Source organism: Streptomyces sp. NPDC051582 (genome assembly GCF_040681715.1).
GTDB lineage: Bacteria > Actinomycetota > Actinomycetes > Streptomycetales > Streptomycetaceae > Streptomyces.
The window spans coordinates 177,149-189,804 of the sequence record NZ_JBFAZJ010000001.1 but is presented as its reverse complement, the minus strand read 5'-3'; the positions used below and the strand labels follow the sequence as shown (position 1 = coordinate 189,804).

The window sequence follows — 12,656 nt, the reverse complement described above, 5'->3', positions numbered from 1 at the left end:
CCGGAGCTACGGGCGGGTACGCTGCCTGCTGCTCCACGACGTACGACGACACGCACGACGAGAGGTACCTGCCCGTGACCGCCCACCTCCCCGCCGTTCGGCTGCGCCGGGCGGCCTTCGTCGGTGTCCTGTTCGCGGGCCTGGCCGTCACCGGCACGGGCTGCGGCGCGGACCCGGACGAGGGCACCAACGGGGTCGGCAAGCTCTCCGCCGACCAGATCGAGGACAAGGCGAAGGCCGCGGCCGGCGCCGCCGAGTCGGTGCACCTGTCCGGCACGCTGGTCAGCGGCGGCAAGTCCTTCACGCTCGACATGCGTCTGAAGAAGGACGGCGGCTCCGGCGAGGTGAAGTCGCAGGAGGACACCTTCCAGGTGCTGCGGGTCGGGGAGCAGCTCTACCTCAAGGCGAGCGCCGCCTTCTGGGGGAAGTCGGACTCGGCCGGCAAGCTGGGCGACAAGTACGTGAAGGTCCCCGAGAGCGACCCCACGTACAAGCAGTTCCGCGGCTTCACCGACATGCACGTGCTGCTCGACGGGCTGCTCGGACTCGGCGGCAAGCTGGCCAAGCAGGACGACTACACCAAGGTCGGCCACACCCCGGCGGTGCTGGTCACGGCCGACAAGGGCAAGGGCGGCAAGCTGTCGGTCTCGCTGGAGGGGACCCCGTACCCGCTGCGCCTGGAGCGGGCCGGCGGGGCCGGGCAGGTCGAGTTCGTGGAGTGGGGCAAGGCCTTCCCGCTGGAGGCGCCCGCGCAGGACCAGACCGTCGACTACGGGACCCAGATGCCGACGACGAAGGACTCGGGCTCGGGCTCCGGCCCGTCACCCAGCCCGGGCAAGGGCTCCGGGCAGGGCTCGGACCCGACGAAGTGAGTCCGGGGAGGCGGTCTAGCGGGCCGCCTTCTTCCGCTTGAGCAGCAGCTTCGGCAGGCCGGCCGGGATCGGCCGGCGGGTCACCGCCGGCGAGCCCAGCGGGGTCGCGGCCAGCGATCCGCCGGGCAGGTCGGTGCTCGCCGCCACCGGCTCCAGCCGCAGCAGCCGGCACTCGCGCGCCCACCGCTCGGTCATCTCCTCCGAGTCGGGCGCGTTCAGGCGCTTGCCCTTCAGCTCGGCCACGGCCGCCTGCCACTCCTCGCCCCGGGGCGGGAGCTCCCGTACGGCCGCGGTCCAGGCGACCAGCCGGCCGCCCTTGTCCTTGCTGCGCACGGTCACCTCGGCGGTCCCGCCGTCCGCGAGCCCCGGGAACGGCTGCTCCCCGGGCCCGTCGCCCAGCACGTGGGCCGCGCCGTCCACCCAGGCGTGCCACAGGGCCCGGTCCGCCCCGGAGCCGCGGACCCAGATCAGGCCGGACTTCTTGGTGGCCTCCTCGACGAGGGCCAGGTCGAGCGTGCTGAGAGTCATGCGCAACAGAGTAGGGGGTGGCCCCGTGGCGGCTGGGCCGTGTCTTTCGGATCAGCCGCGTGAACGATGCTCCGGGTCAATACACCTAGAGCCAGCCGTGGCGGCGCAGCGCGCGGTGGATGGTGAAGCAGGAGCCGGCGATCGCGGCCATCACCATCGGGTAGCCGTAGCGCCAGTGGAGCTCGGGCATGTGCTCGAAGTTCATCCCGTAGACCCCGCAGATCATCGTCGGGACGGCGATGATCGCCGCCCACGAGGTGATCTTGCGCATGTCCTCGTTCTGGGCGACCGTCGCCTGCGCGAGGTTGGCCTGGAGGATCGAGTTCAGCAGCTCGTCGAAGCCGATGACCTGCTCGTGCACCCGCGCCAGGTGGTCGGCGACGTCGCGGAAGTACTTCTGGATGTCCGGGTCCACCAGCCGCATCGGACGCTCGCTCAGCAGCTCCATCGGCCGCAGCAGCGGGGAGACGGCCCGCTTGAACTCCAGCACCTCGCGCTTGAGCTGGTAGATGCGGCCCGCGTCGCCGCCGCGCGCACTGCCCTTGGCGGGCGCGGCGAACACCGCGCTCTCCACCTCGTCGATGTCGTCCTGGACCGCGGCCGCGACCGCGATGTACCCGTCGACCACGTGGTCGGCGATGGAGTGCAGCACGGCCGAGGGGCCCTTGGCCAGCAGCTCGGGGTCGTCCTGGAGGCGGTGGCGCAGGGACCGCAGGGAGCCCTGGCCGCCGTGCCGGACCGTGATGACGAAGTCCGGGCCGGTGAAGCACATCACCTCGCCGGTCTCCACCACCTCGCTGGTGGCGGTCAGTTCGGCGTGCTCCACGTAGTGGATCGTCTTGAAGACGGTGAAGAGCGTGTCGTCGTAGCGCTCCAGCTTCGGCCGCTGGTGCGCGTGCACCGCGTCCTCCACGGCGAGCGGGTGCAGGCCGAACGTGGCGGCGATCCCCGCGAACTCCGCCTCGGTCGGCTCGTGCAGGCCGATCCAGGCGAACCCGCCGCTCTCACGGACCCGGGCCATCGCCTCACGGGGGGTCAGACAGGCCGATCCCAGGGCGCGTCGGCCGTCGCGGTAGACGGCGCAGTCGACGACCGCGCTGCTCGCCGACGGGTCGCGGGTGGCGTCGTAGCCGGGCTGGGACGGGGTGGACCTGCGCAGGGCCGGACGTACGGCGGCACGCAGGTAGGGCAGCATCGACATGGCAGGCTCCTTCGCACGCACGGCTGCGGACCGTACGGGTGGGAGGTCCCTTCCGGATGGCACGGCCGCGGCGGGCTGGCAGGCCCGGGGCGGACGGAAGGAACAGGACGGGAGGACAGAGTTCCGCCGTCGCTCTTCTACTGATCAGATGATCAAACGGGCGGAAACGCGTCCGTGATGCCCGTGCAGGGAGTGGAAGAGCGGTTGGTACTGCACGATCGACTTCGATCCATTGCAGCCCCACCTCCTCCGGCCGGTCCCCCGTGGAGGACGTCCTGTCGTCGGCTGCCCCGAAACAGCTCTTCAAGAGTGTGGCCCCGACCAGCGGTCAACATTATCAGCCGACGGATGGTCAAGACCCGCCCTTTACCCGCCTCATACGAGTTCTATGCTCGGTTCATGGCACAAATTCTGGCTCTCGTCGAAGCCCGGCTGCGCAGCGCGCTCGGCGAACCCGACGCCCGCGCCGCCGTCACCTTCCTCGGCACCGACCGCATCGAAGTCCTCCGCTTCACCGAGGGGGACCTCGTGCGGTACGCGACCCTCGGCATGTCCGCGCAACCGATGACCGACCCGACCGCCGTCGTCGCCGACCCGCTGCGCGGGCCGCGCGCCGAGCTCGTGCTGACCGTACGGGCCGGACTCGCGCCCACCGACAAGCTGCTGCGGCCGCTCGCGGTGCTGGGCGCCGCCCCGCAGGTGGAGGGGCTGGTCGTGGCCCCCGGCGCCTCGCTCGACGTGGGCGCGCCGTTGTGGGACGGGGCGCCGTTCACCTCCGTGCTCGTCGCGGAACCGGGCGGGCTGGTGGAGGACCTGGAACTCGACGAGCCCATGGACCCGGTGCACTTCCTCCCCCTCCTGCCGATGACGGCGAACGAGGCCGCCTGGAAGCGGGTGCACGGCGCGGCGGCGCTCCAAGAGCGCTGGCTGTCGCACGGCACGGATCTGCGCGATCCTCTTCGCAGCGCAGTGCCGCTGGACTGAGACGTCCCTCCCGGGGCATCCGGACGGGTGATCGTGTCTTGACGGGGCGCCGGGCGGGGAGGAGCGTGGCTTCTTATGAGGGGCGAACCAACATGCCCGAAGTGCGGTGGCCGGGTCAGGGCGCCCGGACTCTTCTCCGACTCGTGGCAGTGCGCGGTGCACGGCACGGTGCACCCCCTGCAGCCCGTCATCCCGCCCAGCGTCGAAGGCCTGGGCGTGGTGGTGAACCGGGCGAACGTGCCGGTGTGGATGCCGTGGCCGCTGCCGGTGGGGTGGCTGTTCACCGGGGTGGCCGCGGCCGGTGACGACCGCAGCGGGGGCAGGGCGACGGCGGTGGCCTGCTCGGGGCCCGGACCGCTCGGCGGGATCGGCGAGCTGCTGCTGGTCGCGGAGGAGTTGGGGGTCGGCCTCGGCGCGCGCTACGCGGGGATCGACGGACCCGACCCCGGCCCGTACATCGACGTCTCCACGCCGCCGCACGTCAAGGTCGTGGCCGCGGGCCGCCCGACACCGCTGTGGCACGTCAAGGGAGCCCCGGACGACCGGGCCGTGTTCGCGGGCGAGGCGCGCGGGCTGTGGCTGTGGGCCGTCGTCTGGCCGGAGCAGTCGGGCCTGCTGATGTACGACGAACTGGTGCTGACGGACTTGCGGGACGCGGGCGCCGAGGTCGAACTCCTGCCGTGCGGGGCGCTGAGCCCGCGCGTCCTGGGGCCGTAGCGGGATCCCGCCGCCGGGATCCCGGACGGGTTCACGCCCGGACGCCGCGGGGGTTCGTGCCGGGGCCCGGCGGCGGGCCGCGTGGCGCCCGCGGCGCGGGCGGGCGGTATCCTGGGGTGTCCCCCCGAACCCGCGAGACCCCTGGAGCAACGGCCGTGCGCATCGATCTGCACGCCCACTCCACGGCCTCCGACGGGACCGACACCCCGGCGGAACTGGTCCGGGGCGCGGCCGCCGCCGGGCTCGACGTGGTCGCGCTGACCGACCACGACACCGTCGGGGGATACGCCGAAGCCCTCGCCGCGCTGCCGCCGGGGCTCACCCTCGTCACCGGCATGGAGCTGTCCTGCCGGCTCGACGGCATCGGGATGCACCTGCTCGCGTACCTCTTCGACCCCGAGGAGCCCGAGCTCGCGCGCGAGCGGGAGCTCGTCCGCGACGACCGCACCCCGCGCGCCCACGCCATGATCGGCAAGCTCCGGGAGCTCGGCGTCGACGTCACCTGGGACCAGGTCTCCCGGATCGCCGGCAACGGCTCGGTCGGGCGGCCGCACATCGCGACCGCGCTCGTCGAGCTGGGCGTCGTCCCCACCGTGTCCGATGCCTTCACGCCGGACTGGATCGCCGACGGCGGGCGCGCGCACGCCGAGAAGCACGAGCTCGACCCCTTCGACGCCATCCGCCTGGTCAAGGCGGCCGGCGGGGTCACCGTCTTCGCCCACCCCGCCGCCGTCAAGCGGGGCCGGTGCGTCCCCGAGTCCGTGATGGCCGAGCTCGCGTCCGCAGGCCTGGACGGGATCGAGGTGGACCACATGGACCACGACACCGACACCCGCGGGCGGCTGCGCGCCCTGGCCGGCGACCTCGGACTCCTCACGACCGGGTCCAGCGACTACCACGGCAGCCGCAAGACGTGCCGCCTCGGGGAGTACACGACCGACCCCGAGATCTACGGCGAGATCACGCGCCGCGCGACGGGGGCCTTCCCCGTCCCGGGCGCCGGCGGAGCGCCCGGCGCGTAACGCGCCGCCCGGCGCGCCCGCGCGCCGGCCCGCCCCTTCTTCCTTTCTTCGAAACACCCCTCTCTCCTGCAAGGCATCACTGTGTTCGACTTCGCCGTCTTCGGATCCCTATTTCTCACGCTTTTCGTGATTATGGACCCCCCGGGGATCACGCCGATCTTCCTCGCCCTGACCTCGGGCCGACCCGCCAAAGTGCAGCGCCGCATGGCCTGGCAGGCCGTCTGCGTGGCCTTCGGCGTCATCGCCGTCTTCGGCATCTGCGGCCAGCAGATCCTGGACTACCTGCACGTCTCCGTCCCCGCGCTGATGATCGCGGGCGGTCTGCTGCTCCTGCTCATCGCGCTCGACCTGCTCACCGGCAAGAACGACGAGCCCAAGCAGACCAAGGACGTGAACGTCGCCCTCGTGCCGCTCGGCATGCCGCTGCTCGCCGGTCCCGGTGCGATCGTCTCCGTCATCCTCGCCGTACAGAAGGCGGACGGGGTGAGCGGGCAGGTCTCCGTCTGGCTCGCGATCCTCGCCATGCACCTCGTGCTGTGGACCGCGATGCGCTACTCGCTGGTGATCATCCGGGTCATCAAGGACGGCGGCGTCGTCCTCGTGACGCGCCTCGCCGGCATGATGCTCTCCGCGATCGCCGTCCAGCAGATCATCAACGGCGTGCTCCAGGTCATCCACACGGCCTGACCGCCGTCCGGCCGGCTCCCGCGTACGCGAACGCCCCCGCACCGATTCCGGTGCGGGGGCGTTCGACGTGTGTGGTGCGGACGTGTCAGGAGGACGCACTCTCGGCCGGTCGGATCAGAATGCGCTGGCCCACGGAGGCCGCCTGCTGCACGATCCGGTTGACGGAGGCCGCGTCCACGACGGTGCTGTCCACGGCGGATCCGTCGACGTCGTCCAGGCGCAGAATCTCGAAGCGCATGTGCTTCTCCCTTCGTCAGTGTTCTCCTTGCACTGTTCCAACGAAGTGTAAGAGGCAAACATTCCCTACGCTAAGGAAATTTTTTCACTCCCTAACTAACCGTGCGGGTGGGAGCCCCAGAACGAGGCCAGCGCACCCGCCGTGACCTGCGGATCCTCCGCATTGGGGGAGTGCTCCGTCCCCGCCACGACCACTCGCGCCGCACCCAGTCGTTCCGTCATCTCGTCCATCAGCGGGACCGGCCACGCGTAGTCGACCTCGCCGGACAGCACCAGCTTCGGCAGCTGCACGGCGCTCAGCCCGTCCACCCGGTCGGGCTCGGAGACCAGGATCCGGCCGGTGGCGATCAGCTGCTCCGGCACCGTGGCCAGCCACCGCCCGCGCAGGAACTCCGCGAGCTCGGGGGCGTCGGGCACCGCGTCCTCGGGATCGAAGGACCGCATCGCCGTCCAGACGCCCTGCATGTCCTCGCGCATCGCCTCCAGCGCGGCGACCAGCAGCTTCGTGCGCTCCCGTTGCTCCTCGGCGATCGCGGCCGGGCCGCTGCTCATCAGGGTCAGGGAGGCGAAGGGTGCCGCGTCGCGCAGTACGGCGGCCCGCGCGATCAGCCCGCCCAGCGAGTGGCCGACCAGGTGGACCGGCCCCCCGTCCACGGCGGCGGCCTGGGCGAGCACGTCCCGCGCCAGCTCCTCCAGCGCGTACGCCGACTCCTCGCGCGGACCGGGGCTCTCGTGCTGCCCGCGCCCGTCCACCGCGACCACCCGGTACCCGGCGGCGGCCAGCGGCTCCAGGAGGCCGATGAAGTCCTCCTTGCTGCCCGTGAACCCGGGGACCAGCAGGGCGGTGCCGCGGACCGGCTCGCCGGCCTCGTGCACGGCGAACTCGCCGCGGGCGGTGGACAGGAGGTACGCGCGGGCACCGGAGGGCAGTGTGAGGCGGGGCGGCTTGCTCATGGGCCAGAGGCTACCGGCCCGGGGTTACCGGCGCGTAGGGGCGGTGTGCGCGGCCCGGACACGCCGGTGGCCCGGCCCCCCTCGGAAGGGGACCGGGCCACCGGACGGCGCAGCGGGGGGTCAGGCCTCCGTGGTCTCCACGACGGGAGCGGCGGCCTTGCGGGCGCGGGTGCGCTTCGGCTTCACGGGGGCCTCCTCGGCCACCGCGACGGCCTCGGCGACCGGAGCCTCGGCGACGGCGACGGCCTTGCGGGCCCGCGTGCGCTTCGGCTTCACGGGCCCTTCCTCGGCCACCGCGACGGCCTCGGCGACCGGAGCGGCCGCCGCGACCTTGCGGGTCCGGGTGGTGGTGGCACCGCGGCGGGCCTTGACCGGGGGCTCCACGGGCGGCGCCACCTGGAAGTCCGGCTCCGGGGCCGCGTCGACGACCTTGCGGGCACGGGTCCGGCGGGCCTTGACCACGACCTCCTCGGCCGGAGCCTCCGCGATGGGAGTCACCTGGGCGAGGACGGGCTTCTGGGTCGGCACCCGGCGGGCACGGACCGGCTCTGTCTTGACGGGCTCCGCCTTGACCGGCTCGGCCTTGACCGGCTCGGCGGGCAGGGCCTGCTCGAAGGCCGGCTCCGCGAAGACCGCGGTGGCCGCGACCTTGCGGGTGCGCGTCCGGCGGGCCTTGACCGGGGCCTCCTCGGCCGGAGCCTCGGCGACCGGGAAGACGGTGACGGGGGCGACCTCGGCGACCGGAGCGACGACGGCGGCGACCGGAGCCTGCTCGGCCACGGCGGCGGCCGCGGCGGCAGCCGTGGTCACCGAGCGCGTCCGGCGGCGGCGCGGCTTGCGCGCCTCGTCACCGGCCGGAGCCTCCGGGGCCTCGGCCACCGGCGTCACGGCGGCGGTCTCGGCGCCGAGCTCGCTGCCGCCCCGCGTGCGGCGGCGCTGGCGCGGGGTGCGCGTACGGGCGCCGCGCTCCTCGGCCGGGGCCGCGGCGGCGGCCGGACCGCGGTCACCGCGGTCACCGCGACCGCCACGGCCACCGCGGCCGCCGGTCTCGCCCAGGTCTTCCAGGTCCTCGGCCTTCAGGCCGGCCCGCGTGCGCTCGGCGCGCGGCAGGATGCCCTTCGTACCGGCCGGGATGTTCATTTCCTCGAACAGGTGCGGGGACGTGGAGTACGTCTCGACCGGGTCGTGGAAGTCCAGCTCCAGCGCCTTGTTGATCAGCTGCCAGCGCGGGATGTCGTCCCAGTCGACCAGCGTGACGGCGATGCCCTTGTTGCCCGCGCGGCCGGTGCGGCCCACGCGGTGCAGGAAGGTCTTCTCGTCCTCGGGCGTCTGGTAGTTGATGACGTGGGTGACACCCTCGACATCGATGCCGCGCGCGGCGACGTCGGTGCACACCAGCACGTCGACCTTGCCGTTGCGGAACGCGCGCAGGGCCTGCTCGCGCGCGCCCTGGCCCAGGTCGCCGTGGACGGCGCCGGACGCGAAGCCGCGCTTCTCCAGCTGCTCGGCGATGTCGGCCGCCGTGCGCTTCGTACGGCAGAAGATCATGGCCAGCCCGCGGCCCTCGGCCTGCAGGATGCGGGAGACGAGCTCCGGCTTGTCCATGTTGTGCGCACGGAAGACGTGCTGCTTGATGTTGGCGACGGTGACGCCCTCGCCCTCGGGCGAGGTGGCGCGGATGTGCGTCGGCTGCGTCATGTACCGGCGGGCCAGGCCGATGACCGCGCCCGGCATGGTCGCCGAGAACAGCATCGTCTGGCGCTTGGCCGGGAGGTAGTTGATGATCTTCTCGACGTCGGGCAGGAAGCCCAGGTCGAGCATCTCGTCGGCCTCGTCCAGGACGAGGGCCTTGACGTGCGACAGGTCCAGCTTGCGCTGGCCGGCCAGGTCGAGCAGGCGGCCCGGGGTGCCGACGATCACGTCGACGCCCTTCTTGAGCGCCTCGACCTGCGGCTCGTACGCGCGGCCGCCGTATATGGCGAGGACGCGGACGTTGCGGACCTTGCCCGCGGTCAGCAGGTCGTTCGTGACCTGGGTGCACAGCTCGCGCGTCGGGACGACGACGAGGGCCTGCGGGGCGTCGGTGAGCTGCTCGGGCGTGGCCCGGCCGGCCTCGACGTCCGCGGGGACGACGACCCGCTCCAGCAGGGGAAGGCCGAAACCGAGCGTCTTGCCGGTTCCGGTCTTGGCCTGGCCGATGACGTCCGTGCCGGAAAGGGCGACGGGGAGGGTCATCTCCTGGATCGGGAAGGGGGACACAATGCCGACGGCCTCAAGGGCTTCGGCCGTCTCGGGAAAGATCCCGAGGTCTCGGAACGTAGTCAGGGTGCTGCCTCTTCTGTGAGACGCGGCGCGAGGCGGCGAGGGGGGTCGTACCGTGCCGGGCTTGCAGTAGTGCGCCCACCCGGGTTCGGGGGAGCCGTGCGAAGCTGCGCGGGACCACTGGCCTTCGCTCAAGCGCTTGTGCCGCTGAGGGGGCCCCTCGTGGAGAGGCGGTACGCATGTGCGTACGCATCACGCCGAGGGCGGTCGGGTGGAGCCGATCGGGCCACCGACCGGGCATCCTCATTCGGATGGCCCGCCGAGTATCCGGCAGGCGCATTACCACTGTACCCCGGAATCGCGCAGGTGTGTCGGGTGAATTCACCTGGTAGTCGCGTTTAGGCGGACCACTGGCGACCTGATGCGGTGCCTTGAGCGGGGTTCCGGCGGGCTATTGTGCGGAGCATGTCGACCGTTGAAAACGCATCGCCCTCCGACGACAGCGCCGCCGCCGAGGCGACCGGGATCGCCGCCCAGGACTGGGCGGCCGCCTCCGCCTCGCCGCAGTACCGGGCCGCCGTCGTGGACCTGCTGGGAGCGCTCGCGTACGGAGAGCTCGCGGCCTTCGAGCGCCTCGCGGAGGACGCGAAGCTCGCGCCCACCCTCGACGACAAGGCCGAGCTCGCGAAGATGGCCTCCGCGGAGTTCCACCACTTCGAGCGGCTGCGCGACCGCCTCGCCGCGATCGACGCCGAGCCGACCGCCGCCATGGAGCCCTTCGCCAAGGGCGTCGACGACTTCCACCGCCAGACCGCGCCCTCGGACTGGCTGGAGGGCCTGGTCAAGGCCTACGTCGGCGACTCGATCGCCAGCGACTTCTACCGCGAGGTCGCCACCCACCTGGACACCGACACCCGCGCCCTCGTCGTGAGCGTGCTCGACGACACCGGCCACGGCGGCTTCGCCGTCGAGAAGGTCCGCGCCGCCATCGAGGCCGACCCGCGCTGCGGCGGCCGGCTGGCGCTGTGGGCCCGGCGGCTGATGGGCGAGGCGCTCTCGCAGGCGCAGCGCGTGGTCGCCGAGCGCGACGCGCTCTCCACGATGCTGGTGGGCGGCGTGGACGGGATGGCGGCCGGCTTCGACCTGGCGGCCGTCGGCGAGATGTTCACCCGCATCACCAAGGCGCACACCAAGCGCATGGCCGCCCTGGGCCTCGCCGCCTGATCCGGTCCTCACCTCGTACCTCGTACCTCGTACCTCGGCCCCGGCGCGGAATCCCGCGCCGGGGCCGAGGTACGAGGTGACGGAGTGCGGACGGATCTCGATCAGGTCAGTCGGAGGACCGGTCAGCCCTGCGACGGGAGTGAAAACGGAGCCCGGCGCGATGAGCGCCGGCGGCCGGTCGAGGGGCGCAGCAGCAGCGACAGCACCACCGCGGAGACCAGCACCGAGCCGACCAGGGTCGCGAAGAGGGTGTTGTGCCCCGGGCCGAGCGCGAACTGCGTCAGCCAGGCCCCGAACAGCGCCCCCAGCACTCCGCTGACCAGCACCATCCTCGGAGAGGGCAGCCGCTGCGCCAGCGCTCGCAGGGCCGCTCCGGCAAGGGCGAGGCCCAGGAGGGCGGAGCCGAGCACTTCCAACAGCAGCATGGGGGTCTCCCGCAGGTCAGGGGCAAACCGGGTCACTGCGGTCCTACCCGAAGCGGAGGAAAGGGAAACGGCCCGGTGGAATCAACCACCGGGCCGTTGCACCCAGTTCTGCCGAATGCCGGTCGCGATGCGTCAGAGCGCGCCGAAACCGACCTTGCGCACGCTCGGCTCGCCCAGGTCGACGTAGGACAGGCGGTCGGCCGGCACCAGGACCTTGCGGCCCTTGTTGTCGGTGAGGCTCAGCAGCGGCTCCGAACCGGTCAGCGCGGCGGTGACGACGCGCTCCAGCTCCTCGGCGCTCAAGTCGCTCTCCAGCACGATCTCCCGGGGTGCGTGCTGCACGCCGATCTTGACCTCCACGGCTTTGTCCCTCCGATGGTCGGTTGTGCGCGATCAGCCGCGCCGTACCCGGTCCACATTAGCCCGGAGAGGGGACCCGGATGCGGCGCTGCGGACATGCTCGCAGCGAACACCGGGCCCGGGCCGCCCGGTCAGGTCTTCCTGGTCAGGCCTGCGGGGCCTGGCCGCCCTCCGTGCCGTGCAGCGGGAATCCGGCGATGCCGCGCCAGGCGAGCGAGGTCAGGAGACCCACCGCCGTGTCACGGGCGACCGGGCTCTCGCTGGAGAGCCAGTACCGGGCCACGACCTGCGAGACCCCGCCCAGGCCCACGGCCAGCAGCATCGACTCGTCCTTGGACAGGCCGGTGTCCTCGGCGATGACGTCGGAGATGGCCTCGGCGCACTGGAGCGAGACGCGGTCGACGCGCTCGCGCACCGCGGGCTCGTTCGTCAGGTCGGACTCGAAGACCAGCCGGAAGGCGCCGCCCTCGTCCTCCACGTACGCGAAATAGGCGTCCATGGTCGCGGCCACGCGCAGCTTGTTGTCCGTCGTCGACGCGAGCGCCGTGCGCACGGCGAGCAGCAGGGCCTCGCAGTGCTGGTCCAGCAGCGCCAGGTAGAGGTCGAGCTTGCCCGGGAAGTGCTGGTACAGCACGGGCTTGCTGACGCCGGCCCGCTCCGCGATGTCGTCCATCGCCGCCGCGTGGTAACCCTGCGCGACGAAGACTTCCTGGGCCGCGCCCAGGAGCTGATTGCGTCGGGCTCGGCGCGGCAGTCGCGTGCCCCGGGGACGCGCTGCCTCCGTCTGCTCGATGGCTGTCACGCCGCCTCCCACTTTCTCTAAGAACACAGTGCGCTCTGCGCCGCGCGGCCATCGTACTTTTCGGTAACCGAATCTGTAGGGTCCAAGCGGAGTTTTCTCGCTTGACGGACCGCCCGAGACCGCTCGGAGACGCTGGTCAGCGGTAGTCGTCCTCGTCCAGGGTCACCACCCGTGCCTGCTCGGCGGCGTCCCCGTCCGCGGCCTCGCCGCGGTCCACCCCGGTGACCCGGTCGTCGTCGTCCGGCTGCAACTCGGCCAGCTGTTCCGCCGCATCGGCCTCGGGCGCTTCGGCGTCGAGGGTCTCCGGGAAGCGCTCCTGGAAGGTTTCCGGCTCTGCGGGGTCGACGGTCATGTGGCTCCCCTTCTTCCCTCGCCCCTCGT

At 72.3% G+C, this 12,656-nt stretch carries 15 protein-coding genes; 6 read left to right on the top strand and 9 right to left on the bottom strand.

Annotated elements, in window-relative coordinates:
* Nucleotides 1-74 precede the first annotated feature (74 nt).
* Nucleotides 75-872, top strand: coding sequence for a hypothetical protein (locus tag AB0M92_RS00880; protein WP_366099953.1), 798 nt, complete (start codon nucleotides 75-77; stop codon nucleotides 870-872).
* Between the two features lie 15 nt (nucleotides 873-887).
* Here the strand turns inward: AB0M92_RS00880 and AB0M92_RS00875 are convergent, their stop codons facing one another.
* Nucleotides 888-1,400: a hypothetical protein gene (locus tag AB0M92_RS00875; protein ID WP_366099952.1), complete on the bottom strand. Its 513-nt coding sequence runs from the start codon at nucleotides 1,398-1,400 to the stop codon at nucleotides 888-890.
* Nucleotides 1,401-1,485: 85 nt separating this feature from the next.
* On the bottom strand, nucleotides 1,486-2,601 hold the full coding sequence (locus AB0M92_RS00870) for a magnesium and cobalt transport protein CorA (protein WP_099889621.1): 1,116 nt from the start codon (nucleotides 2,599-2,601) through the stop codon (nucleotides 1,486-1,488).
* 399 nt (nucleotides 2,602-3,000) lie between these two features.
* On the opposite strand from AB0M92_RS00870, the gene AB0M92_RS00865 reads away from it, so the two are divergent.
* From AB0M92_RS00865 to AB0M92_RS00850, 4 genes are all read left to right on the top strand, one after another.
* A complete protein-coding gene (locus tag AB0M92_RS00865) occupies nucleotides 3,001-3,585 on the top strand; it encodes a suppressor of fused domain protein (protein WP_366099951.1) in 585 nt (194 codons plus the stop codon).
* Nucleotides 3,586-3,660: 75 nt separating this feature from the next.
* Nucleotides 3,661-4,302, top strand: a complete 642-nt coding sequence (locus tag AB0M92_RS00860; RefSeq protein WP_366099950.1) for a DUF6758 family protein — start codon at nucleotides 3,661-3,663, stop codon at nucleotides 4,300-4,302.
* A gap of 155 nt (nucleotides 4,303-4,457) precedes the next feature.
* The gene (locus AB0M92_RS00855) at nucleotides 4,458-5,324 is read left to right on the top strand and encodes a PHP domain-containing protein (protein ID WP_366099949.1); all 867 of its coding nucleotides are present in this window, start codon (nucleotides 4,458-4,460) and stop codon (nucleotides 5,322-5,324) included.
* Nucleotides 5,325-5,405: 81 nt separating this feature from the next.
* Nucleotides 5,406-6,011, top strand: a complete 606-nt coding sequence (locus tag AB0M92_RS00850) for a MarC family protein (RefSeq protein WP_366099948.1) — start codon at nucleotides 5,406-5,408, stop codon at nucleotides 6,009-6,011.
* 85 nt (nucleotides 6,012-6,096) lie between these two features.
* On the opposite strand, the gene AB0M92_RS00845 is transcribed toward AB0M92_RS00850, so the two are convergent.
* From AB0M92_RS00845 to AB0M92_RS00835, 3 genes are all read right to left on the bottom strand, one after another.
* Nucleotides 6,097-6,249, bottom strand: coding sequence for a hypothetical protein (locus tag AB0M92_RS00845; protein ID WP_099889616.1), 153 nt, complete (start codon nucleotides 6,247-6,249; stop codon nucleotides 6,097-6,099).
* 95 nt (nucleotides 6,250-6,344) lie between these two features.
* Entirely contained in the window at nucleotides 6,345-7,202 is an 858-nt protein-coding gene (locus AB0M92_RS00840) for an alpha/beta hydrolase (RefSeq protein WP_366099947.1), read from the bottom strand.
* Between the two features lie 120 nt (nucleotides 7,203-7,322).
* Complete coding sequence (locus tag AB0M92_RS00835; protein ID WP_366099946.1) at nucleotides 7,323-9,437, bottom strand: DEAD/DEAH box helicase; 2,115 nt, start codon at nucleotides 9,435-9,437, stop codon at nucleotides 7,323-7,325.
* Between the two features lie 492 nt (nucleotides 9,438-9,929).
* On the opposite strand from AB0M92_RS00835, the gene AB0M92_RS00830 reads away from it, so the two are divergent.
* Nucleotides 9,930-10,688, top strand: a complete 759-nt coding sequence (locus tag AB0M92_RS00830) for a ferritin-like fold-containing protein (RefSeq protein ID WP_366099945.1) — start codon at nucleotides 9,930-9,932, stop codon at nucleotides 10,686-10,688.
* A gap of 122 nt (nucleotides 10,689-10,810) precedes the next feature.
* On the opposite strand, the gene AB0M92_RS00825 is transcribed toward AB0M92_RS00830, so the two are convergent.
* The 4 genes from AB0M92_RS00825 to AB0M92_RS00810 form a co-directional block, all read right to left on the bottom strand.
* Nucleotides 10,811-11,110 (bottom strand): hypothetical protein, encoded by a 300-nt coding sequence (locus AB0M92_RS00825; RefSeq protein WP_366100326.1) that lies wholly within the window; start codon nucleotides 11,108-11,110, stop codon nucleotides 10,811-10,813.
* A gap of 135 nt (nucleotides 11,111-11,245) precedes the next feature.
* Nucleotides 11,246-11,473: a DUF3107 domain-containing protein gene (locus AB0M92_RS00820; protein WP_048478250.1), complete on the bottom strand. Its 228-nt coding sequence runs from the start codon at nucleotides 11,471-11,473 to the stop codon at nucleotides 11,246-11,248.
* 145 nt (nucleotides 11,474-11,618) lie between these two features.
* Nucleotides 11,619-12,275 carry a TetR/AcrR family transcriptional regulator gene (locus AB0M92_RS00815; protein ID WP_030153469.1) on the bottom strand — a complete coding sequence of 219 codons (657 nt, stop codon included), beginning with the start codon at nucleotides 12,273-12,275 and terminating at the stop codon, nucleotides 11,619-11,621.
* 136 nt (nucleotides 12,276-12,411) lie between these two features.
* Complete coding sequence (locus tag AB0M92_RS00810) at nucleotides 12,412-12,627, bottom strand: hypothetical protein (RefSeq protein ID WP_366099943.1); 216 nt, start codon at nucleotides 12,625-12,627, stop codon at nucleotides 12,412-12,414.
* Between the last annotated feature and the right edge of the window lie 29 nt (nucleotides 12,628-12,656).